This window comes from Burkholderia sp. AU6039, from assembly GCF_002223365.1.
Taxonomy (GTDB): Bacteria; Pseudomonadota; Gammaproteobacteria; order Burkholderiales; family Burkholderiaceae; genus Burkholderia.
Genome location: NZ_NKFK01000006.1, coordinates 267,959 through 289,998, shown reverse-complemented (window position 1 = coordinate 289,998; position 22,040 = coordinate 267,959). Strand labels below are relative to the sequence as shown.

The 22,040-nt window shown below is 67.8% G+C and carries 23 protein-coding genes; 12 read left to right on the top strand and 11 right to left on the bottom strand.

Annotation, left to right across the window (positions count from 1 at the left end; all coding sequences use genetic code 11):
- Positions 1–160 precede the first annotated feature (160 nt).
- Positions 161–808 (bottom strand): glycine zipper 2TM domain-containing protein, encoded by a 648-nt coding sequence (locus CFB39_RS31670; RefSeq protein ID WP_089428777.1) that lies wholly within the window; start codon positions 806–808, stop codon positions 161–163.
- Between the two features lie 464 nt (positions 809–1,272).
- On the opposite strand from CFB39_RS31670, the gene CFB39_RS31660 reads away from it, so the two are divergent.
- The 3 genes from CFB39_RS31660 to CFB39_RS31650 all read left to right on the top strand — a co-directional run bounded on the left by CFB39_RS31660 (position 1,273) and on the right by CFB39_RS31650 (position 4,283).
- Positions 1,273–2,472, top strand: coding sequence for an amidohydrolase family protein (locus CFB39_RS31660; protein ID WP_089475895.1), 1,200 nt, complete (start codon positions 1,273–1,275; stop codon positions 2,470–2,472).
- An 85-nt stretch (positions 2,473–2,557) separates the two neighbouring features.
- Positions 2,558–3,742 (top strand): amidohydrolase family protein, encoded by a 1,185-nt coding sequence (locus CFB39_RS31655; protein WP_089475894.1) that lies wholly within the window; start codon positions 2,558–2,560, stop codon positions 3,740–3,742.
- A gap of 67 nt (positions 3,743–3,809) precedes the next feature.
- The gene (locus tag CFB39_RS31650; protein WP_089475893.1) at positions 3,810–4,283 is read left to right on the top strand and encodes a nuclear transport factor 2 family protein; all 474 of its coding nucleotides are present in this window, start codon (positions 3,810–3,812) and stop codon (positions 4,281–4,283) included.
- Between the two features lie 88 nt (positions 4,284–4,371).
- On the opposite strand, the gene CFB39_RS31645 is transcribed toward CFB39_RS31650, so the two are convergent.
- Entirely contained in the window at positions 4,372–5,232 is an 861-nt protein-coding gene (locus tag CFB39_RS31645; protein ID WP_089475892.1) for a LysR family transcriptional regulator, read from the bottom strand.
- Positions 5,233–5,755: 523 nt separating this feature from the next.
- Between CFB39_RS31645 and CFB39_RS31640 the strand changes: the two genes are divergently transcribed.
- Together CFB39_RS31640 and CFB39_RS31635 are read left to right on the top strand one after the other, a co-directional pair.
- The gene (locus CFB39_RS31640; protein WP_089475891.1) at positions 5,756–6,559 is read left to right on the top strand and encodes an ABC transporter substrate-binding protein; all 804 of its coding nucleotides are present in this window, start codon (positions 5,756–5,758) and stop codon (positions 6,557–6,559) included.
- Between the two features lie 47 nt (positions 6,560–6,606).
- Positions 6,607–7,455, top strand: coding sequence for a phytanoyl-CoA dioxygenase family protein (locus CFB39_RS31635; RefSeq protein WP_089475890.1), 849 nt, complete (start codon positions 6,607–6,609; stop codon positions 7,453–7,455).
- Positions 7,456–7,537: 82 nt separating this feature from the next.
- Here CFB39_RS31635 and hutC read toward each other — a convergent pair whose 3' ends face one another.
- Entirely contained in the window at positions 7,538–8,275 is a 738-nt protein-coding gene (gene hutC, locus CFB39_RS31630) for a histidine utilization repressor (protein ID WP_069252748.1), read from the bottom strand.
- Between the two features lie 30 nt (positions 8,276–8,305).
- Positions 8,306–8,848 carry a helix-turn-helix domain-containing protein gene (locus tag CFB39_RS31625; RefSeq protein WP_089475889.1) on the bottom strand — a complete coding sequence of 181 codons (543 nt, stop codon included), beginning with the start codon at positions 8,846–8,848 and terminating at the stop codon, positions 8,306–8,308.
- 134 nt (positions 8,849–8,982) lie between these two features.
- Between CFB39_RS31625 and CFB39_RS31620 the strand changes: the two genes are divergently transcribed.
- The 3 genes from CFB39_RS31620 to CFB39_RS31610 are packed head-to-tail and all read left to right on the top strand — an operon-like array spanning position 8,983 to position 11,416.
- Complete coding sequence (locus CFB39_RS31620) at positions 8,983–9,765, top strand: aldolase (RefSeq protein WP_089475888.1); 783 nt, start codon at positions 8,983–8,985, stop codon at positions 9,763–9,765.
- 50 nt (positions 9,766–9,815) lie between these two features.
- Positions 9,816–10,712 (top strand): dihydrodipicolinate synthase family protein, encoded by an 897-nt coding sequence (locus tag CFB39_RS31615; protein WP_089475887.1) that lies wholly within the window; start codon positions 9,816–9,818, stop codon positions 10,710–10,712.
- Positions 10,709–11,416, top strand: a complete 708-nt coding sequence (locus CFB39_RS31610; RefSeq protein ID WP_089475886.1) for an MOSC domain-containing protein — start codon at positions 10,709–10,711, stop codon at positions 11,414–11,416. The genes CFB39_RS31615 and CFB39_RS31610 overlap by 4 nt, the downstream gene beginning before the upstream one ends.
- Positions 11,417–11,471: 55 nt before the next feature.
- Here CFB39_RS31610 and CFB39_RS31605 read toward each other — a convergent pair whose 3' ends face one another.
- Positions 11,472–12,236 carry an SDR family oxidoreductase gene (locus CFB39_RS31605; protein WP_089475885.1) on the bottom strand — a complete coding sequence of 255 codons (765 nt, stop codon included), beginning with the start codon at positions 12,234–12,236 and terminating at the stop codon, positions 11,472–11,474.
- Positions 12,237–12,638: 402 nt separating this feature from the next.
- Here CFB39_RS31605 and CFB39_RS31600 point away from each other — a divergent pair, with 402 nt between their 5' ends.
- The gene (locus tag CFB39_RS31600) at positions 12,639–13,346 is read left to right on the top strand and encodes a YceH family protein (RefSeq protein ID WP_089475884.1); all 708 of its coding nucleotides are present in this window, start codon (positions 12,639–12,641) and stop codon (positions 13,344–13,346) included.
- 90 nt (positions 13,347–13,436) lie between these two features.
- Here the strand turns inward: CFB39_RS31600 and CFB39_RS31595 are convergent, their stop codons facing one another.
- Genes CFB39_RS31595 through CFB39_RS31585 form a run of 3 tightly spaced genes read right to left on the bottom strand, consistent with a single transcriptional unit; the run spans position 13,437 to position 15,708 of the window.
- Positions 13,437–14,705, bottom strand: a complete 1,269-nt coding sequence (locus tag CFB39_RS31595) for a hypothetical protein (RefSeq protein WP_089475970.1) — start codon at positions 14,703–14,705, stop codon at positions 13,437–13,439.
- Positions 14,702–15,124 (bottom strand): hypothetical protein, encoded by a 423-nt coding sequence (locus CFB39_RS31590; protein ID WP_089475883.1) that lies wholly within the window; start codon positions 15,122–15,124, stop codon positions 14,702–14,704. The genes CFB39_RS31595 and CFB39_RS31590 overlap by 4 nt, the downstream gene beginning before the upstream one ends.
- Before the next feature lie 29 nt (positions 15,125–15,153).
- Positions 15,154–15,708 carry a hypothetical protein gene (locus tag CFB39_RS31585; RefSeq protein ID WP_089475882.1) on the bottom strand — a complete coding sequence of 185 codons (555 nt, stop codon included), beginning with the start codon at positions 15,706–15,708 and terminating at the stop codon, positions 15,154–15,156.
- Positions 15,709–16,110: 402 nt separating this feature from the next.
- Between CFB39_RS31585 and CFB39_RS31580 the strand changes: the two genes are divergently transcribed.
- The 3 genes from CFB39_RS31580 to CFB39_RS31570 all read left to right on the top strand — a co-directional run bounded on the left by CFB39_RS31580 (position 16,111) and on the right by CFB39_RS31570 (position 19,405).
- Positions 16,111–17,427 carry a lipase family protein gene (locus CFB39_RS31580; RefSeq protein WP_089475881.1) on the top strand — a complete coding sequence of 439 codons (1,317 nt, stop codon included), beginning with the start codon at positions 16,111–16,113 and terminating at the stop codon, positions 17,425–17,427.
- 193 nt (positions 17,428–17,620) lie between these two features.
- Complete coding sequence (locus CFB39_RS31575) at positions 17,621–18,751, top strand: 3-deoxy-7-phosphoheptulonate synthase (protein ID WP_089475880.1); 1,131 nt, start codon at positions 17,621–17,623, stop codon at positions 18,749–18,751.
- Between the two features lie 225 nt (positions 18,752–18,976).
- The gene (locus tag CFB39_RS31570; RefSeq protein WP_046548755.1) at positions 18,977–19,405 is read left to right on the top strand and encodes a PRC-barrel domain-containing protein; all 429 of its coding nucleotides are present in this window, start codon (positions 18,977–18,979) and stop codon (positions 19,403–19,405) included.
- 55 nt (positions 19,406–19,460) lie between these two features.
- On the opposite strand, the gene CFB39_RS31565 is transcribed toward CFB39_RS31570, so the two are convergent.
- The 3 genes from CFB39_RS31565 to CFB39_RS31550 all read right to left on the bottom strand — a co-directional run bounded on the left by CFB39_RS31565 (position 19,461) and on the right by CFB39_RS31550 (position 21,985).
- Positions 19,461–19,976: an Ohr family peroxiredoxin gene (locus CFB39_RS31565; RefSeq protein WP_089475879.1), complete on the bottom strand. Its 516-nt coding sequence runs from the start codon at positions 19,974–19,976 to the stop codon at positions 19,461–19,463.
- 25 nt (positions 19,977–20,001) lie between these two features.
- Positions 20,002–20,757 (bottom strand): SDR family oxidoreductase, encoded by a 756-nt coding sequence (locus CFB39_RS31560; protein WP_089475878.1) that lies wholly within the window; start codon positions 20,755–20,757, stop codon positions 20,002–20,004.
- Positions 20,758–20,962: 205 nt separating this feature from the next.
- Positions 20,963–21,985, bottom strand: a complete 1,023-nt coding sequence (locus tag CFB39_RS31550; RefSeq protein WP_089475876.1) for a LysR family transcriptional regulator — start codon at positions 21,983–21,985, stop codon at positions 20,963–20,965.
- Positions 21,986–22,040: the final 55 nt, after the last annotated feature.

The following is a 22,040-nucleotide window of genomic DNA, read 5'->3' as shown; positions in this document are numbered from 1 at the left end:
CGGGCGAGGGTGCCGCGGAAATATCGGCGGCGCGTGATGCGCGCCGCGCGGGCACGAAGAACGAGAGCGAGGTGAAACCGGCGCGCCGTCGCGCCGAACCGGTGCCCGACGCCAAACGCGCGACGAGGCGCCCGATCAGGTCAGGCGCTCCGCATCGGAATCAATAACGCGACAATTGATTGCCGTTGATCTGCACGCGATCGCCCGGACGCAGGTTGCCCGGCGACTGCACGTCGAACGAGCGCATCGTGCCGTCGCTGACCTGCACGTCGATCCGGTAGCTGCTCGGGCCTTGCGCGGCGCCCATCTGCTGGCCGATCTGGTTGCCGGCCACCGCACCGCCGAGCGCGCCGATCACGGTGGCCGCATCGCGGCCGTGACCGCGGCCGAACTGGTTGCCGACCAGGCCGCCGACCAGCGCACCGACGACAGTGCCGGCGACGCCCGACGGGCCGACCGAGCCATTGACCGGCTGGATGTTCGAGACCGTGCCGTATTGCGTGCCGTAGCCGTTGCCGTACTGCTGCTGATTGCCGTACTGGTCATATGGCTGCGACCCGTATTGCTGCGGGTTGCCGTACTGATCGTACGGCTGCGGCGCCTGGTTCGGATACGGCTGTTGCTGCTGCACGTAACCCGGTTGCGAATACGCGGGCTGCGCGTAGCCGGGCGTCGCGTATTGTTGCTGCTGCGGATACCCCGGCTGCGCGCCGTAGTAACCCGGCGCGACGCAGGCGGTCAGCGGAAGCGCCGCGACGGCGACGAGCGAGGCGAACAGAACGGTCTTCGTGGAAGGCATGCGCATCATGATGTTTCCTGCATCGGCAACGGGTTCGCCGACGAATGCCGGAACGGGTGGCGAACTCGGCGTGAGTATAAGGAATGGCCGGAGGCGCGTCCGGTGCGGCCGGGTAACAACGTGTAAAGTCTGTTGCCGCGTAAATCGCCGCGCAGGCGGCGCGCGAAAGCGACGCCCGGCAAGGGCGCGACACGCTTTCCGGACATCCGCATTCCGGTGATGCCGATACTGCGCGACCTTCGGCCTTTCCGCCGTCTTCCCCGTGATCCCGCCCCATCGCCGTGCCAGGCCCGGCGGCCGCGCGCGCCGCGCATCGCGAAATCGAATGCGCGGCATCGCGACATTTAATTGGCCTCGGGCGACGGCCTCCGATATCGTGGCCGGATTCCCTGCCAACGGTCGCGCCGTGCCGGCTGCGGTGCCTTCCCCTGTCCGCGCCGGCGACGTGCCGCGACCGCCCCACATTCCGAGCCATGACCGATCGTCTCTTCATCAACGCCGTCGACGCCGGCGGCCAGCCCATCCACCTCGTCGTCCGTGACGGCCGCTTTGCCGCGATCGGCGCCGATTGCGCCGCCGCGCCCGGCGCGCAAACGATCGACCTCGACGGCCGCGTCGTGCTGCCCGGCTTCGTCGACGGTCACATCCATCTCGACAAGAGCTTCGTCGGCGATCGCTGGGTGCCGCACGAACCGGTCGGCACGCTGCGCGAGCGGCTCGCGGTCGAGAAGCGCCAGCTCGCGGCCGCGCCGCCGATCGTCGAGCGCGCGAATGCGCTGATCGCGCAGGCCGCCGCCTTCGGCACGGTCGCGATGCGCAGCCACGTCGACGTCGATGCAACCACCGGCCTGTCGAACCTGCAGGCCGTGATGGCCGCGCGCGAGCAATGGCGCGGGATCGTCGATATCGAACTGGTCGCGTTTCCGCAGGCTGGCGTCGTCACGTGCCCCGGCACCGCCGAGATTCTCGACGCGGCCGTGCGCGAAGGCGCGGACGTGGTCGGCGGGATCGACCCGACGACGCTCGACGGCGATGCGGACGGCCAGCTCGACATCGTGTTCGGCATCGCCGAGAAGCGCGGCGCGAAGATCGACATCCACCTGCACGAGCCCGGTCAAACGGGCATCGCGCAGCTGCTGCGGATCGCGGCGCGCACGCGCGCGGCGGGGCTCGGCGGCCGCGTGAACGTGAGCCATGCGTATGCGCTCGGCCAGGTGAGCGATGACGACGTGCAGCGCACCGCGGCGGCATTGGCCGACGCCGGCGTGTCGATCCTGACGAATGCGCCGGGCGACTGCGCGTTTCCGCCGGTGCAAACGCTGCGCGACGCGGGCGTGCACGTGTTCGCGGGGAACGACAACATCCGTGACGCCTGGTGGCCGTACGGCAACGGCGACATGCTGCAGCGCGCGATGATGGTCGGCTATCGGTCGGGCTTCTACACCGACGAAGCGCTCGGCATCGCGCTCGACATGGCGACGCACGCCGGCGCTCGCGTGATCGGCAAGGATAACTACGGAATTGCAGTCGGATGCGATGCGACGTTCGTCGCGGTGCGTGCGCCGAATGCGGCGGCGGCCGTCGCGGGCGTGCCGGCCGAGCGCTGGGTGTTCCGTCGCGGCGAAAGCGACACCGGCGCGCCATTCGCTCCCGCGCTGCGCTTCACGCGCTGACCGACCTGACCGGCGGCACGGCACGCGCCGTGCCGCCTTCGCACCGAACGCACTGACTGCACTGACCGACCTCACCGGAACCGACATGACGAACCTGCTGATCCGCAACGTCCGCCCGAACGCCGACGCCGCGCTCGACATCCTGATCGAAGGCGATCGCATCGTGCGTGTCGGCCCGTCGCTCGACGCGCCCGCCGGCTGCGCGATCGAGGACGGCGCAGGCGCGCTCGCGCTGCCCGGCCTCGTCGAGGGCCACACGCACCTCGACAAGACGCACTGGGGGATGCCGTGGTATCGCAACCAGGTCGGGCCGCGCCTCGTCGACCGTATCGAGAACGAGCGCCACTATCGCGCGACGAGCGGCCATGACGCCGGCGCCGCGTCGCTCGCGCTGGCGCGTGCGTTCCTCGCGGCCGGCACGACGCGCATCCGTACGCACGTCGACATCGATACCGAAGCCGGGCTGCGGCATCTGCACGGCGTGCTCGCGACCCGCGAGACGCTGCGCGGGCAGGTGGAGATCCAGATCGTCGCGTTTCCGCAATCGGGCGTGCTCAAGCGGCCGGGCACCGCTGCGCTGCTGTCCGAAGCGCTGGCCGCCGGCGCCGATCTGCTCGGCGGGCTCGACCCGTGCGCGATCGAAGGCGATCCGGTCGAGGCGGTGGACGTGCTGTTCGCGATCGCCGAGCGCCACGGCCGCGGGCTCGACCTTCATCTGCACGAGCGCGGATCGATGGGCGCGTACTCGCTCGACCTGATCCTGCAGCGCACGGCTACGCACGGCATGCAGGGCAAGGTGACGATCAGCCACGGGTTCTGTCTCGGCGATATCGCCGAACGTGAGCGCGATGCGCTGCTCGCGCGGATGGCCGAACTCGGCGTCGGGCTCGTCACGACCGCGCCCGCGGCGGTGCCTGTGCCGCCGGTAGCCGCGTGCCGCGCGGCGGGCGTGACGGTCATCGGCGGCAACGACGGCGTGCGCGATACGTGGACGCCGTACGGGTCGCCCGACATGCTCGAACGCGCGATGCTGATCGGCATGCGCAACGATTTCCGCCGCGACGATGCGCTCGAAGTCGCGCTCGACTGCGTGACGCACGGCGCGGCGCGCGGTTGCGGCTTCGACGGTTACGGGCTGCAGCCGGGCAGCCGCGCGGACGTCGTGCTGGTCGACGCGCTGACGTTCGCCGAGGCTGTCGTCGCGCGGCCGGTGCGGCGGCTCGTCGTGTCGTCGGGGAAGGTCGTCGCGCGCGACGGCGCGCTGGTCTGAGTGAAGCGTGAGCGCAGCGTCGCCCCGGTATGATCGGGTTTTCAGCGGGATTTCCGGGGAGACGACGATGCGACGCACGACAGCGGCACGGGCCGCACGATGGATGGCGGCGGCCCTGTTCGCCGTGAGCGCCGCGCACGCGGTGGCGGCCGGCCCAACGGACGCACAGCAGGAAGCCAACCGGCGGACGGTGCTCGCGTTCTACGAAAAAGGCCTGAACGAGAAGGATGCCGACGCCGCGCTCGCGTACGTCGGTGATCGCTACGTGCAGCACAACCCGAACGCGGCCGACGGCCGCGACGGCTTCCGCAAGTTCGTCGCGTTCCTGCGCGACAAATATCCGCAGTCGCACAGCGAGATCAAGCGCTCGTTCGTCGACGGCGACTACGTGATCCTGCACGTGCATGCGGTGCGCGAACCGGGCACGCGCGGCAGCGCGATCGTGGACATCTTCAAGCTCGAGAACGGCAAGATCGTCGAGCACTGGGACGTCAATCAACCCGTGCCCGAGCAGGCCGCGAACGGGAACACGATGTTCTGACGAGGGCCGGGCGCGCGGGCATGTCGACGCGCCCGCGATCTCGTCGCATCGGCCGTGCCGCGGCGTCCTTCACGGTGCCGCTTGCTGCCTACTCCTCCAACTCCAGCATCCTCGCCAGCGCCTTCGTCAGTTCGCTGACCATCGGGTCGGCCGTCGGCCGATGCAGGATCGCGATGTCCATGTGCTCGATCGGCGCGAAGCCCTGCTTCGCGGTCAGCACGACGTGCTCGTCGGTCACCACGCGCGCGGGCAGCACGCTGATGCCGAGCCCGTCCGCGACGGCGGCCTGGATGCCGCTCAGGCTCGACGTCGTGAAGCTGATCCGCCAGCGGCGGCCGCGCTCCTCGATCGCCTTGATCATGTCGTCGCGATAGAGCCCGCGCGGCGGGAACACGACGATCGGCACCGGGTCGAGGTCGATCGACGGATGCTTCGCGCTGTCGATCCAGCGCAGCTTCTCGGGCCAGCGCACGACGGCCTCGCGGCTGTCGCGCCGCTGCTTGATCAGCACGAGATCGAGCTCGCCGCGGTCGTACGCGGCGCTGATGTCGCGGCTCAGCCCGCACATGACTTCGAGCTTCACCTGCGGATGCGCGCGCTTGAACGCGGCGAGCGCGTGCGTCGTGCGGCCCGCCGCGAAATCGTCGGGCACGCCGAGCCGGATCGTCAGCGCGACCGTGGCGCCCGACAGCGCTTCCAACATCTCGTCGTTCAGCGCGATCATGCGCCGCGCATAGCTGAGCACCGTCACGCCCGCGTCGGTCGGCCGCACGTCGCGCGTGCCGCGGTCGAGCAGGCGATGCCCGGCGATTTCCTCGAGGCGGCGCACCTTCTGGCTGACCGTCGACTGCGTCGAATGCAGGCGCGCGGACGCCGTCGTGAAGCTGCCGCAGTCGGCGACCATCACGAGCGCGCGCAGCAGGTCGAGGTCGAACAGGGGTCTATTCATTTATGCACTTCTGCGGATTAGAACATTTCATTTCCAAATGCGTGCGACGACTTTTAACATGGCCGGACGGAGTGGGCAATCGCGGTTTCGCCGGACGGGGCGTGGCGTCGCGCGGGCTGTTGAGGCGTCTGGCGCATATTCCAGTGGCGGTATAGGGCGCTTTGCCGGGGCGGTCTGAGCCGCGCTTGGAAAGTGCTGCGTCAATCGCCTGTGTAGACGTCGCCGTTCGCGAATATCTGGGGAAATACGCTGTGTGTCGGATGTGCATCGCGCAGGGTAAACACGCAAAAATCACTCTTTTAGCCGTAGACCAGCCACTGTACTAGCCTTCAGGTTCGCCCCCGCCTTCACCGCCTTTCTATTCCTGTTTCCCCCGCTTGCGCCCAAAAATTGAGCGGTCTAGACTGCATCGCAGTTTCATCGAAGTCCCTGTCTTTCGCGCACCGCGCCGGGCCTGCCGGCGCACCGCTCCCCACCGGACGCCGGCGTTCGCCCGCCGCGTCGAGACCTACAAGGACGCACCATGAACCGCACTGCAAAGCTCCTCGTTACCGCGCTCGCGTTCGCGCCGCTCACGTCTTTTGCACAGGACACGTCGACGATCCGCTGGGGCATCGACCCCACGTATCCGCCGTTCGAGGCGAAGCAGCCCGACGGCTCGCTCGCCGGCTTCGACATCGACCTGCGCAATGCGATCTGCGAGCAACTGCATGCAAAGTGCGTGTGGGTCGAGCAGGGCTTCGACGGGATGATTCCGGCGCTGCGTGCACGCAAGTTCGACGTGATCATGTCCGCGATGACGGCCACCGACGAGCGGCTCAAGCAGATCGACTTCTCGAACAAGCTGTATGCGTCGCCGGGTGCGCTCGTCGCACCGGTCGGCTCGACGCTGCTGCCGACCGCCGCGTCGCTCGCGGGCAAGCGCGTCGGGATCGACCAGGGCACGACGCAGGAGGCGTACGCGAAGGCCGAATGGGCGACCAAGGGCGTGACGATCGTCTCGTACCAGAACCAGGACCAGGTGTACCAGGATCTCGTCAACGGCCGCCTCGACGCGACCTTCCAGGACAAGACGCAGGCCGGCTACTCGTTCCTGAAAACGCCGCGCGGCAAGGGCTATGCGTTCGCGGGCCCCGACGTGACCGACGTGCGGATCACCGGCTACGGCGTCGCGATGGGCGTGCGCAAGGGCGATGAAGCGATGAAGAAGCGGCTGAACGACGCGATCGTCGCGATCCGCGCGAACGGCACGTACCAGAAGATCGCCGCGAAATATTTCGACTTCGACATCTACGGCGCGAAGCAGCAGCTGACTTCCGCACCGTGAATCAGTGATTGCGTGATTCCGTGATTCACTCCATCGACAGGCACACCATGACGAGTATCCAGGACCGCGTCGCACAAGCCGTGACGCCCGAACTGATCGCCGCGTTCCGCGAGGAAGGCGCGGTCTGCGTCAAGGGCATCTTCTCGCCCGACGAAGTCGCCGCGCTGCGCGCCGGCATCGACACGAATCTCGCGCACCCGAGCGAGCGCGCGAAAGTCGCGAGCCGGCCCGACGATCCGGGCTGGTTCTTCGAGGATTTCTGCAACTGGCAGCACAACGGCGCGTATCGCGACTTCATCGTGCGCTCGCCGGCGCCGTCAGTCGCCGCCGCGCTGATGGGCACCGAGCACGTGCGACTGCATCACGACCACCTGCTCGTGAAGGAGCCCGGCACGCGGCAGCGCACGCCGTGGCACCAGGACCAGCCGTACTACAACATCGAAGGCGACGACAACGTCAGCATGTGGATTCCGGTCGATCCGGTGCCGCTCGAATCGACGCTGGAATTCGTCGCGGGCTCGCATCTCGGGCCGTGGCTGATGCCGCGCACGTTCATGGACAAGGAAGCGAAGTGGTTCCCGGAAGGGAGCCTGGCTGACCTGCCCGACATCGAAGGCGACCGCGCGGCGTTTCCGATCCGCCACTGGGCGCTCGAGCCCGGCGACATGGTGTGTTTCCGGATGCTCACGCTGCACGCGTCGGGGGGGACGCAGAACCGTCGGCGTGCGTTCTCGATCCGCTTCGTCGGCGACGATATCCGTCACGCGCCGCGCCGCTGGAAGACGTCGCCCGATTTCCCGGGGCTCGCCGAGCAGCTGCCCGACGGCGCGCCGCTCGATCACCCGCTGTTTCCGGTCGTGTGGTCGCGTGGCGCGGGGCAGGCCCGCGCGATCTGACGCGGGCGGGTGTGCGTGATGGACGCGGCGGCCGTTTCCTGACGAAACGGCCGCCGCGTGCTTTTGTACGTTGGGAACAGGATCAGGTCGGGTGGCGTCCGGCGCCCGGCTTGAAGCGCGAGCCGAGCCGGTAGCGGTTGCCCGGATGCAGGAAGTGCACGAACGTGACGGGCTGCCCGTTCGTCCAGGTGCGGCGCGTGAGCGTGAGGCACGGCTCGTCGGCGCGCATGTCGAGCAGCCGCGCCTGTTCGCCGGTCGGCAGCGACGCATCGACCACGTGCTCGATCTCCAGTTCGTCGTGCGACACGTTGTTGAACAGGTACTCGGACGGCGGCTCGACCTGGAAATCCTGGTCGATGAAGCCGGGCGCGGCGGCCGGGTTCACGTAGCGATCCTCGAGCTGGATCGGGCGGCCGTTTTCCTCGTGCACGCACACCACATGAAACACCGGCGTGTTGACCGGCAGGCCGAATGCAGCCGCGACGTCGAACGACGCGGGCTCGCTCGACTGACTCAGCACGCGGCAGCGATATTCGTGCCCACGCGCGCGGATTTCGTCGCGGATGTGCGCGATCATCAGCAGGTTCGACTGCGGCTTCACTTCGGCGACGAACGTGCCGACGCCCGCGATGCGCTTCAGCACGCCTTCCTCGGTCAGCTCGCGCAGTGCGCGGTTGACCGTCATGCGTGCGACGCCGAACTGGGCGGCGAGATCGAGCTCGGACGGGATGCGGTCCCCCGGGCGCCAGTCGCCCGCTTCGACGTTCTGGCGAACGAGCGTCTTGATCTGCTGGAACGGTGCGGTGGCCTTCGTGACCATCGGGGATCCTTGCGCGAAAAGGTGACGAAGCTAGTCGTCGTGACTGACGATGACCAGGATCTCCGCCTGCGCGGTGCCGAGGCTGCGCGTGCGGTGCGGGATGAGTGCGTTGAAATAGACTGAATCGCCGGCCTTGAGTTGCACCGTCTCGTTCGGAAATTCGATTTCGACGCGCCCCTTGTGCACGAACAGGAATTCCTCGCCTTCGTGCTCGCGGAACGTCGACGCGACGAATTCGTGCGGCGGATGCACGACGAACGGCAACATCTTCTTCGGCGCGACGCCGGCCGCGATGCTTTCGAAGCGGTGGGCCTGGCTGTCGGCTGCGGCGCCCATCGTCGTGCGCTCGCCGGCGCGCGTGACCGTGATCAGCTCGCGGTTGTGGCTTTCCGAGAACAACTGCTCGACGTCGACGTTCAGCGCCTTCGACAGCTTCAGCGCGACCGCGATCGACGGCACGCTCAGGCCGCGCTCGACTTTCGACAGGTAGCTCTTGGTGAGGCCCGTCTCGTCGGCCAGCACGTCGAGCGTCCAGCCCTTCTGTTTTCTGAGCAGCTTCAGGCGAATCGTCATGGGGCGCCAGGTGTCCTTCGAAAAACCGATTGTAACGCATGACACAAAGTGTCCTGTGGTGTATCGTGTGTCATGTTTTGCCGGGAAAGCGGCCGCGGACGGCGCGACCGACCCGATCCATTCAGGAGGTGAACATGGCGGAAACGCTGAATCTGACGAAGGAGGCGCTGGTCGCGCTGGCGGAGCGGCGTCTGGACAGCGCGGTGGGCGACAGCGGCTGGTCCGCGCGGCAGAAGCTCGCGCTCACGTGCCGGATCCTGTTCGACGCCGGTCACGATTCGGGCCTGGCCGGGCAGATCACCTGCCGCGCGGGCGAGGCCGGCACGTACTACACGCAGCGGCTCGGGCTCGGTTTCGACGAGATCTCGGCGGCGAACCTGTTGCGGGTCAACGAGGATCTCGACGTCGTCGACGGCGAGGGCATCCCGAATCCGGCCAACCGGTTCCATACGTGGATCTACCGCGAGCGCCCGGACGTGAACTGCATCATCCATACGCATCCGGCGCATGTCGCGGCGCTGTCGATGCTCGAGCAGCCGCTCGTCGTGTCGCACATGGATACCTGCCCGCTGTACGACGATTGCGCGTTCCTGAAGGACTGGCCCGGCGTGCCGGTCGGCAACGAGGAGGGCGAGATCATCTCGAAGGCGCTCGGCAGCAAGCGCGCGATCCTGCTGTCGCACCACGGCCAGCTCGTGGTCGGCAAGACGATCGAGGAAGCGTGCATGCTCGCGCTGCTGATCGAGCGGGCCGCGAAGCTGCAGCTGCTCGCGATGGCGGCCGGTGAAATCAAGCCGGTGCCGCCGGCGCTAGCGCGCGAAGCGCACGACTGGATTTCGAAGCCGAAGCGCGATGCGGTGACGTTCGACTACTACGCACGCCGGGCATTGCGGACGCATCAGGACTGTGTCGCATGAGCGGGCGATTCGTCGTTCTTGTCCCAGATCATCATTGAGGAATACCTATCGTGTCCATCCTGCTGAAAGGCATCATTGCCTACCCGGTTACGCCGTTCTCCGCTGACGGCGGCGTCGACCTGAAAGCGCTCGAAGCGCTGATCGAGCGGCTGATTGCCGACGGCGTCCACGCGATCGCCCCGCTGGGCAGTACCGGCGAAAGCGCGTACCTGTCCGACGCCGAATGGGACGCGGTCGCCACCGCGTCGATTCGTGCGGTGAAGCGGCGCGTGCCGACCGTCGTCGGCATTTCCGATCTCACCACGGCGGGCGCGGTGCGCCGCGCGCGCTTTGCCGAACAGGTCGGCGCCGATGCGGTGATGGTGTTGCCGGTGTCGTACTGGAAGCTCGCCAACGACGAGATCGCCGCGCACTATCGCGCGATCGGCGCAGCCATCGGCATCCCGATCATGCTGTACAACAACCCCGCGACGAGCGGCGTCGACATGTCGCCCGACCTGATCGCGACGATCTGCCGGACCGTCGACAACGTGACGATGGTGAAGGAGAGCACCGGCGACATCGGGCGGATGCACCGGCTCGCGCAACTGAGCGACGGCGCGATTCCGTTCTACAACGGCAGCAATCCGATGGCGCTCGCCGCGCTCGCGGCGGGTGCGGCCGGATGGTGCACGGCCGCGCCGAACCTGAATGCGGCGTTGCCGCTGGCGCTGTTCGACGCGATGCAGGCGGGCGACCTGGCGCGTGCGAGGACGGTATTTCATGCGCAGCTGCCGCTGCTGCAGTTCATCGTCAACGGCGGATTGCCGGTGACCGTGAAGGCCGGGTTGCGCCTGCGCGGCTTCGATGCCGGCGAACCGAGAAAGCCGCTGATGCCGCTCGGCGACGCGCGCACGCGCGAACTCGAACGCCTGCTCGCGGCGCTGCCCGACGGTGTGACGACATGAGCGATACGGCACGGCCGCCGATCTCCGCCGCCATCGACGCGGTGCGGGTCGGCAAGCGCCGGCCGCTGGCCGGCACGCCGCACGCCAGCGCGATCGACAAGCAGCCGGTCGACGCGCGTCTGTGGCTGGGCACGCTCGGCTTCGCCGGCGACGAACAGGCCGATGCGCGGTATCACGGTGGACCTGACAAGGCGGTGCACCACTATGCGCACGATCACTATGCGTGGTGGTCGGCGCAAATCGGCGCGCGCGACGTGCTGGCGCAACCGGGCGCGTTCGGCGAGAACCTGTCGACGCTCGGCGTGACCGAGCACGACGTGTGCCTCGGCGATGTGTTCACGCTGGGCGGCACCGTGCTTCAGGTGTCGCAGTCGCGGCAGCCGTGCTGGAAGCTGAACGCGCGCTTCGATCATCCGCGGATGGCCGCGCTCGTGCAGCAAAGCGGCCGGACCGGCTGGTACTACCGCGTGCTGCAGGAAGGCTGGGTGGAGTCGGGTGACGTGCTGACGCTGGATGAGCGCCGCTACCCGCAATGGCCGCTGGCGGCGGTGCTCGACGTGCTGTACCGGCGCACGCTAGACATGGCCGCGCTCGATGCGCTGTGCGCCGTGCCGATATTGCCGCCCGGCTGGCGCACGATGCTCGAAAGGCGCCGGACGGAGCGGCAGGTCGAAGACTGGACGAAGCGGCTCGAAGGACGATGATGCGCCGCGTGCCGCGTGCCGCGTGCCGCGTGCCGCGTGCCGCGTGCCGCGTGACTCAGTGGCTCGGCAGTTCCCGCACGTCGGCGGTGGGCACCGAGCCGAACGCGTCGCTCAGCGCATAGCCGATCAGCTGTCGCGCGGCCGCCTCGGGCGTCGCGAGCGCGCCGCTCGACTTCAGCTGGTCGAATTTCTCGCGCATCGGGAAGTTGTCTTCGCTGGTCGAGCGGATCGTCGCCTGCATGCCCGTATCGACGACGCCCGGCGCGACGCTGCAGATCCGCAGCGCGCGGTTCGCGTCGAGTGCGACTGCACGCGCATGGTGATCGAGTGCCGCCTTGGTCGCACAGTAGACGCTCCAGCCCGCGTACGCGTTGCGTGCCGCCCCGCTCGACACGTGCAGGATCCGGCATTCGGTCGTGGCCCCTGCCGCTTGCGTGAGCGCGGCCGACAGCATCAGCGGCGCCGCGACGTTCACGCCGACCGCGCGCGCGACGATCGCCGGGTCTTGCGCGGCGAGCGGGCCGATCGGATCGACGATGCCCGCGTTGTTGAACAGCAGCACGATCGACGCGCCGTCGACGAAGCGGCGCAGCGTGTCGCCGGCCAGCCAGGCCGCGACGGCCGCCGGGTCCGACAGGTCGAGTTCGATTTCGGCGAAGCGGTCGCCGGCTTGCGACGCGAGCGACGGATGGCGGCTGCGCGACACGCCGAGCACGGCGACGCCTTCCAGCAGCAGTTGTTCGGCGAGCGACGCGCCGAGGCCGCGCGTGTGTCCGGTGACGATGGCGCGCACGTGCGGGGCGGAAGAGGAGGCGGTCATGGTGGTAAGCGGTTCGAAGAGGTGAACGGGATGAGCGGCGTCGACGAGCGGTGCGCATGCGTGGCGGCATGGCGTGCGGGTCGGGCGATGCGTGACGTGGTGCGCGAAGGCGGTCGCGCGGCGCCGCAGACGTCGGGGTGACGCATATCGTAGCGCTCGCATGCGGGGCGTGCAAACGCCGCCGTGCGTGCGGAGGCGGAATCCGCGGTGCTGCGCGTATCCGACGCCGCGCGGCGCGGGCTCTCCGAGACGTTGGACGAAAGCCTGCTGCGGCAAGTGCGCGCGTCGGCGCGCCGTGCGGCGCCGGGCCACGCGACGCGAGCTATCATATGGCTCGCCCGTGCGCGATGCCGGACGGGCCGCGACCGTTTCCCTTCACCTGCTGCACGCTGCGACCCACTCATGAACACCACGCCGGATACGCCCACGCCACGCGCCCTTCGCGAACTCACGCCCCTCGAGGCCCGCATTCTCGGTGTGCTCGTCGAGAAACAGCACACGGTGCCGGACACCTATCCGCTGTCGCTGAATGCGCTGACCGCGGGCTGCAACCAGAAAACCGCGCGCTCGCCGGTGATGAACGTCAGCGAGGATGAGGTCACGACCGCGCTCGACGGGCTGAAGCACCTGAGCATCGTGATGGAAGGCAGCAGCAGCCGCGTGCCGCGTTTCGAGCACAACATGAACCGCGTGCTCGGCATTCCGAGCCAGGCGATCGCGCTGCTGACGATCCTGCTGCTGCGCGGCCCGCAGACGGCCGCCGAACTGCGCCTGAACAGCGCGCGCCTGCACGGTTTCGCGGACATCTCGTCGGTCGAGGCGTTTCTCGACGAACTCGCGGCGCGTGCGCAGCCGCTCGTCGTCCGGCTGCCGCGTGCACCGGGCGCGCGCGAGAACCGCTGGATGCACCTGATGTGCGGCGAAGTGAATCTGGCCGATTTCGCCAGCGCGGAGTCCGGCAGTGCGGATTCGGTGCCGCCTTCCGAATTCGAAGCGCTGAAGGCCGAACAGAAGCGCCTCGCGGATGAAGTGGCGCGGCTGAATGCGCTGGTTCTGCGGATGGCCGGCGAGCTGGGCATCGACGTCGACGCGCAAGGCGACGCGGGCTGATGTAGATGGCGGCGGTGGCCCGCCGCGGGATGGCCACGTCGCAGCACGGCCGGGTCGGGGCGCGATGCGGGGACTACCCGCATCGCCGCGTTACTTCAGCTTGACGCCCGGTACGAGATAGCGCGAACCGCCCGGTTTCAGGATCGGCGCCAGCGCCTCAAATGGCGCATCGAGTTGCGGCCCGAGGCAGGCGCCTGCCGCGTGGCCAATGCCGGATACGGCGAACGACAGCTTGCCGGGGGCATCGAGCTCGAACGCCAGATATTCGGGGAACACGTCGGCGCACGACAGCGAATCGCCTTTGCCGTCCGTCACTTGCAGACCGTGTGTTGTCTTGTCGCGCAATCGCGTAATGAAACCCGCCAGCGCGGGGCTCGTTTCCGGATTGCCGTCCTTGCCCGCCACGGTCGCGTCAATCACGCGGTTCCATTCGAGGTACGCGCCGCGCAGCAGGTCGAACGTGACAGGATCGTAGTGATTGTCCGGGTACGCGCCGCCGCAGAACAGGCTGCCCGATTCGACGATACCCATCGCCGCACGCGACAGCCAAGTGACCGTCACTTGCTCGTCGTCGTAGCCGCCGAGCGATCCGGATGCCGACCCGTCGTCGCTATAGCGCGTCGATGCGCATTCGAGCGCCGCGAGACTCATCTGCCAGTGCCGTTGTTCCAGCAGATGGTTGACTCGCGCCATCACGGCCGGATCGGGGTATCGGCTCAGCCGCGGATATGCGAGCACCGTGCGCGGGTCGCTCCACATCCGGTACGCGACCGTGCCGTCGCCGATCTCGGGGCCCACCGGCCGTGCATGCCCGGCAAGCTTCAGCGTGGCATACGGCGCGTGCTGCATGTCGATGTCCGCGCTACGCGCGATGCCGCTGCCGACACCACTCCCGGACACGGCAGTGATCGCTTCGACGGCACCGGGCGCAACCGCATCGGGATCGTATTCCGCAACGCGCCGCAGCGTGAAATTGCGTGACTTGCCAGAGCGCGCATCGATCCAGCGGCCGTGATAGCCGGCCTTGTCCCGCGTGCCCTGCCAAGTGGCCGCGGCATGATCGAAATCGGCTTGCTGGCCGAATCCCAACGAACTGCGGGCATCGTCCGGCAACTGCGATCGCACGAGCGGTTCGACCAGTTGCGCGGGCGTGCCGTGCAGCGGAATATCGACGCCGTGCTGCGCATAGAAGTAGCGGCCCGAGATTGAACCATCCGCAGCCGGGCGATCGTCGAGTTCCATCACGACGGCGCCGGCGCCCTGCAGCGTTCCTTCATAGACCGTGCGCGGCGCGGCATCGACACAGCCCGCGCGCAACGCAATCAGCACCAGCACGATCCGGATCAGCGGGCGCGTCACCAGCGGCACCCGGTTTGTTCGGACGCGTCGACGTCCAGTACCCTGCCGAACGCGGTCTGCTTGCCGGTGCGCGCGCTGGTATAGGTCATCGAATAGATCATCGCGCCTTGCGACATCATTTCGTACCGCCCGTTGATCCTGCCGTCGACCATCTCGACCCAGGTTGTCGTGAACTGGTGCGGGCGGCCCTCGGCGAGCACTTCCTCGTCCACGTGCTCGACCACCAGCGGCAGCGCCGTTTTCGCTTTCGCATAGCGGACCATGCCGCCTGACCAGCCGACGGCGTCGTCGTAGTAGCTGCGCATCTCGAAGCGCACCGGTTTGTCGCCGTCCGACTTGAAGCAGTACACCTCGGTGGAGACCTTCGCGAACGCGGGCAGCGACGCGCAGAGCAGCAGGGCGGCAAGGATTTTTTTCATGATGGGTCGGTGAAGAATGAAATGCGGCATCAACCGAGCACGATCCGCGTGGCACCTGCATCGACGAGCTGGAACAGCAGATCCTCGACGGCCGTCTCGGGCGCGGAGCCGAGATCCGCATTGACGCGCCACCCGTGTTCCGTGCGAACCGGTTCCGACAGGTAGTGAACGATGCCGTGCAGGCCGTCTTCGGCCGGCGTGTTCTCGTCGTCGACGTCGAACCACGCGAAAAACCACGCCTTGAACGCCTCGACGGCCGCGCTTGCGTCGAGACCATCGGCCTCGATCGCGGCCCAGTCCCACACGAACGGGCGGATCGACACGGCTGCTGTTTCGAGGTCGAACGCCAACGGCTCGAACGCCAGCTGCGTGGCGGAATCGACCATCGCCGGCTGGCCGGCCGATTCGCCTTCGGTGGCGATGAGGTCGGCCCGGCACGGCAACGCGAGCGGCCCTTCGGTGGCGAGCGTGCCGTCGGCCCGCCGGTAGGCCGGTTCGACGATCACGGCCGGTTGCGCTGCCGCTTTCGCGAGCAGGTCGGCATACGGTTGGCGGATGGCGCGGAGCAGTTCGGAGACGGTCATCGTGGCGTATCGATTGGGCAGGGAGCGATCGGTTACAGGCAGTCAGTATGCGGCGCGGCCGGCATCGCACGATGTGGCCTTCGGTACCGGACAGCCGTGATCGTACGGCACTTCGACAACACGCGGACAGTCGGCCGAATGGCCTGCGCAACCCGCATCGCGCGGCGACCGATTTAGACGTTTACCTTCAAACAATCGAAAACGCCCATCGAGCGCGCGCTCGTTGTGCTTCAATTCATCCGGTTTGTAGTCCTACTAAAATGACAGGTTCAGAACAGGCCGGATTACTCATTCACAGGAGACAGTCGATGGCTCGGAAACGGTTTTGAAGCGGCACACGCGATGGTCTGCAACACCGCGAACTTCCTTCGATGAAAGCAGGTTATCCCAGGGGCCCCAACCATGTCCTCCAGACGTTTCATGATGGCCGCGGCAGCGATGTCCGCCGCGTTGGCCATCACCGCGCCGGCAGCCAGCGCCGCCGCGCCAGCCGTATCCGACCCGTTCTACACGTACACCGGCACCACGCCGTTGGCATCGATCCCACCGGGCACGGTGCTCAAGACGCGCAACGTCACCTACCACGTGGCCGGCATCCCCACCGCGCTGACCGCGCAGCAGTTGCTGTATCGCACCCATAACGCGCTGAACCAGCCGGTCGTCAACGTGACGTCGGTGATCCGGAGCCCGGTCGGCAACGGCCAGGCCATCTCGTACCAGTCGGCCTACGATTCGCTGAATCCGTACGACGAGCCGTCGCAGGTAATCGCCGGCGACCGTGACGTGACCAAGATCATCAACGTCGGCACGCTGCTCTACAGCGCGGAATCGATCCCGCTGTCGACGCTGCTGCTGCTCGGCTACAACGTCATCGTGCCCGATACGGAAGGCCAGACGGCCGACTTCGCCGCCGGCCCCGAATACGGGATGACGACGCTCGATTCGATCCGCGCGGCGCTCAATACGCCGTCCACGGGCCTGAATCCGTCGAGCAAGGTCGCGATGATCGGCTATTCCGGCGGCGCGATCGCGACGAACTGGGCCGCGCAGCTCGCGCCGAGCTATGCGCCCGAGATCAACCGGCAGCTCGTCGGCGCGGCGGAAGGCGGCGTGCTGGTCGATCCCGCGCACAACCTGCGCTACGTCGACGGCAGCATCGTGTGGGGCGGGGTGGCCGCGGCCGCGCTGGCCGGGCTGTCGCGCGGCTACGGCTTCGACCTGACGCCCTATCTCAGCGATACCGGCGTCGCCGTGTTCAAGGACATCCAGAGCCAGTCGCTCGCCTACATCCTGCCGAAGTACACGGGGCTGCGCTGGGGCACGCTGTTCAAGCCGCAATACGCGAACGACATCAACAGCATTCCCGTGTACGTGACCTATGCGAACAAGGTGAATGCGGGGCTGGCCGCATCGCCGACGATCCCGATGTTCATCGGCCAGGGCACGGCCGGCGCGCTCGATGGCACCTTCAGCAGCCAGGTGGGCGACGGCGTGATGATGGCGTACGACGTGCGCGCGCTGGCGCAGAAGTTCTGTGCCAGCGGCACGCCGGTCACGTACAACGAGTATCCGCTCGAACATGCGGGCGCGATCGTGCCGTGGGTGGCCGGCATGCTGCCGTGGCTCTACGACCGTTTCAACGGGAAGGCCGCGCCGAGCAATTGCTGGCTGACGTCGCTGCTGCCGAGCAATTCGCTGGCGCCCGAGACACTGCACTAGCCGCCACGCTGCGTGTGATGCGGCGCATGGCCGGGCGACCCTTCGCGGGTCGCCTTTTTCTTTTTGCCTTTTGATCTGCGTCGCGCTGCGGCAAGGCCGCCGCGTCGGTCTCCCCGCCGCAACCCGCCACCGTCCCGCCCGGGTGCCATAATCGAGCCTGCCCATCATTCCAGACGTCCCCCGGAGAATCACCATGCAGAACCTCGACAATCCTTCCCACGATCGCGAGGTAGGCAGCGCCGACGCGACGCAGGACACCACGCGCATCGACGACGTCCGCATCGGCGCCGTGCGCCCGCTGATTTCGCCGGCGCTGCTGCTGGACGAACTGCCGGTGCCGGCCGCCACGCAGACGCTCGTCGAGGACACGCGCCGCGCGATCGGCGACATCCTGCACGGCCGCGACGACCGGCTGCTGCTCGTCGTCGGCCCGTGCTCGATCCACGATCACGACCAGGCGCTCGATTACGCGCGCCGCCTGAAGATCGCCGCCGATGCGCTGAAGGACGACCTGCTGATCACGATGCGCGTCTACTTCGAGAAGCCGCGCACGACGGTCGGCTGGAAGGGCTACATCAACGATCCGCGCCTCGACGGCAGCTTCCGCATCAACGAAGGGCTGCGCGCCGCGCGGCAACTGCTGCTCGACATCAACGCGCTCGGCCTGCCGGCATCGACCGAATTCCTCGACCTGCTGAGCCCGCAGTACATCGCCGACCTGATCGCGTGGGGCGCGATCGGTGCGCGCACGACCGAGAGCCAGAGCCATCGCCAGCTCGCGTCGGGCCTGAGCTGCCCGATCGGCTTCAAGAACGGCACCGACGGCGGCGTGCAGGTCGCGTCCGACGCGATCGTCGCCGCGGCCGCGAGCCATGCGTTCATGGGGATGACGAAGATGGGGATGGCCGCGATCTTCGAGACGCGCGGCAACGACGACGCGCACGTGATCCTGCGCGGCGGCAAGAACGGCCCGAACTACGACGCCGAACATGTCGAGGCGAGCTGCGCGGTGCTGCGCAAGGCCGGCCTGCGCGAGCAGGTGATGGTCGACTGTTCGCATGCGAATTCGAACAAGTCGCACGACCGGCAGATCGACGTCGCGCAGGATCTCGCGCGGCAACTGTCGCAGGGCGAGCAGCGGATCGTCGGCGTGATGGTCGAGAGTCATCTCGAGGCCGGCCGCCAGGACCTGAAGCCGGGCGTGCCGCTGAAGTACGGCGTCTCGATCACGGATGCATGCCTGAGCTGGACGCAGACGGAGCCGGTGCTCGACGTGCTGGCGGAGGCAGTGCGGCAACGGCGCGTGCAGGCGCGCAGCGCGTGACGAGGGCGATGTGCGTGATTCGCTGCGGTGTCCGTAATGTCGCCATGGCAAGACGCGCCTGACAGCGGCTGCGTCATCACGTCCGATGCAGCGTTTCGCGAGTGGCGCTACCATGGGCCGGTGTGATGCGTCGTACAGAGGCCTTTTCGTTTCACGCGGCGCATGCACGGAGGCGGCTTGGCCGGCCGCCGACACCGACAACAATTCACCGGAGCGCATAACAGCATGGCTTTCTACAAGACCCTCATCGCAGCAACCGTCCTCGCCTCGAGCGTCAGCGCACACGCGCAGATCGCGGGTGCGCAGCCGATCAGCGTGACCGTCGAGCAATCGCAGGCGCTGCTCGAAGGCTGGAGCGTGAAGAAGAGCGTGCTCGGCAAGGCCGTCTACAACGACGAGAACCAGAAGGTCGGCACCGTGCGCGACCTGATCGTCGCGCCGGACGGCTCGGTATCGGCGGCGATCGTGTCGGCCGGCGGCTTCCTCGGCGTGGCCGCGCATGACGTCGCGGTGCCGATCGCATCGCTCGACGTGCGCAACGGCAACATCTACCTGCCGGGCGCGACGAAGGATGCGCTGAAGGCGACGCCCGCGTTCCAGTACGCGAAGGTGCCGTCGCCGCCGAAGCCGAAGAAGCTCGACGACAAGCACTGAGCCGGCACGGATTGGCAATGCCCGGCGCGCAACGCGCCGGGCATTTTGTTTGCGGTCAGCCGTTCGACGGATCGTCCGGTGGCGCGAGCGCCACAATGTGGCTGATGCCTTCGTGCGCCATCTTCGTATAAGGGCTGAAGCGCTCGGTATTGCGGACGAGTTCTTCCGCCACCGTGCGCTCGACCCCCGGCAGCTGCACGCGAATGTTCGCGTTCAGCATGAACAGCCCATCCACCGGATCGCGGCAGAAGTCGACCGATGCACTGACCGACGCGCCGGCGATCGACACGCCGGCTCGCGTGGCGAGCAGGCTCAGCGCCCCGTGAAAGCACGCCGCATAGCTCGCGGCAAACAGTTGCTCCGGGTTCGGGCCGTCGCCCGGCCCGCCGAGTGCGGACGGCAGGCGCAGCGCCACATCGAGGCGGCCGTCGTCGGAACGCGCGACACCCGATGCGCGGCCATGCTCCGCCGCCCCGCCCGTGACGGTCACCGTCGTCGAATAGAGCGTCTGCGGTTCCCGCCCGCGATACTTGTCGAGCAGCGAGAGCGGCGGCGGCCGTAGCGGCGTCATGGCGTGTGCGATCCTGCGGTGCGGCTCAGCGCGCGGGCTGGTTTTTTTTGAACCACGTATCGAAGGTCGTCGCAGCGAGGCGCGCGCCGGGCGCGGGGACGAGCGTGTCGTCCTGCAGTATCGCGCCGAAATAATCGGCGCCTGCGTCCCTGACCACCGTGCGCGGGTCGTGCGTGATCTTCAGGAAATGGTCGACCAGGTCGGCGATCCGCACCCGATCGGGGCCGCCGATTTCGGCGATGCCGTTGCGCGGTGCGTCGAGCGCGACATCGGTGACGGCGGCCGCGACGTCGTCGGATGCGATCGGCTGGAAGAACGCGGTGGCCTGCCGCGTGGTGTCGCCATCGGCGCTCGCCTGTGCGATCGCGCCGACGAATTCGAAGAACTGCGTCGAGCGCACGATCGTGTACGGCACGCCTGCTGCGCGGATCAGGTCTTCCTGAATGAGCTTGCCGCGGAAATACGCGCTTTGCTGCAGGCGGTCGGTACCGACCACCGACAGCGCGACGTGATGGCGCACACCCGCCGCGCGCTCCGCGGCGAACAGGTTGCGCCCCGACGTCTCGAAGAATGCCTTCACGGCCGCTTCCTCGAACGACGGCGAGTTCGCGAGATCGACCACGACATCCGCGCCCGCCAGCGCGTCGCCGAGCCCCGCGCCCGTGATCGTATCGACGCCGGTCGACGGCGCTGCCGCCAGGGCGTCGTGGCCGCGCGCGATCAGGTTCCTGACGACTTTGCTGCCGATGAGGCCGGTACCACCAATCACGACGATCTTCACGATTGCTCTCCTTGAACGGGCGCGCGGGAGGCGCGCCGCCTGAATCGGTCGAAGCCGGCGCGCATCGCATTCGCACGCGTGCGCAGGCACGTTGCCGAATGGCGCGCCGCGATGCCCGCACGCCGTTCGATCAACCCGCATCGTAGGCAGATGCCGCGCGATCCGGTAGAGCCCCACAGGTGCTCACGGTGTTGCTTCGAATGCATCAATCGACCGGCTCCAGCGGCGCCGTCGTCGTTACGGTGGTCATCGTGGTCATCGTCGTCAGGCACTGCAGGTCGCGTGCGCGCGTCTGTTCGATCATGTAGTCGATGAATGCGCGGATGCGCGTCGGCAGGTGCTTGCGGCTCAGGTAACACAGATAGTGTCCGCCGTCGTCCGGCGCGTGCTGGCCGAGGCAGCTCACCAGTTGCCCGTCGGCGAGCAGGTCGCACACCTGGTACGCGGGCAGTTGCGCGATGCCGAGGCCGTCGAGCGCCGCGCGCACGACCAGATCCATGTCGTTGAAGGTGTGATGTGCGGCGAGCTGGTGCTGCTGCGCCAGCCCGTCGATCTTGAATTCCCATTCCGTCACGCGGCCCGACGCGGTGCGCAGGTTGATGCAGCGATGCTGCGCCAGCTCGTCCACGTGACGCGGCAAGCCGTGCCGGTGCGCGTACGACGGCGACGCGCAGACGATCATCTGCATCGGAATCAACTGGCGCGCGACGATCGCGCTGTTCTCCATGCGGCCGTCGCGAAACGCGACGTCGATGCGGTCGGCGGAGAAATCGGCCGGCCGGTCGTTCAGCAGCAGTTCGAGCGTGATGTCCGGATACTGCGCGTGGAAATCGCCCAGCAGCGGCGCGATGATCTTGCGGCCGAAGCCGGGCGTCGAGCCGATCCGCAGGTGTCCGCTCGGCGGGCCGCTGCGCAGCTCGCGCATGTCCTCGATCGCCTGCGCGAGATGTTCGATGCCGGGCCGGCAGTTTTCATAGAAGCGTTCGCCTTCGCGCGTGAGCGACATGCTGCGCGTCGTGCGCTGGAACAGGCGCGCGTCGAGCCGGTCCTCGAGCCGCTGCACGTGGCGGCTGACCGACGAGCGGCCGACGCCGAGGCGATCGGCGGCGCGGGCGAAGCTGCCTTCGGTGACGACGGCCAGGAAGGTGACCACGCCGGCGTAGCAGGTCGAGAAGGTGCGCGCGAACGGATCGTCGGCGTCGGGGCGGCGGATGGAAGTATCTGACATGAAGGTGCTGGAATCGTGGTGTCCATACGCGACTAGACGTTTCAGCACAGCGGCC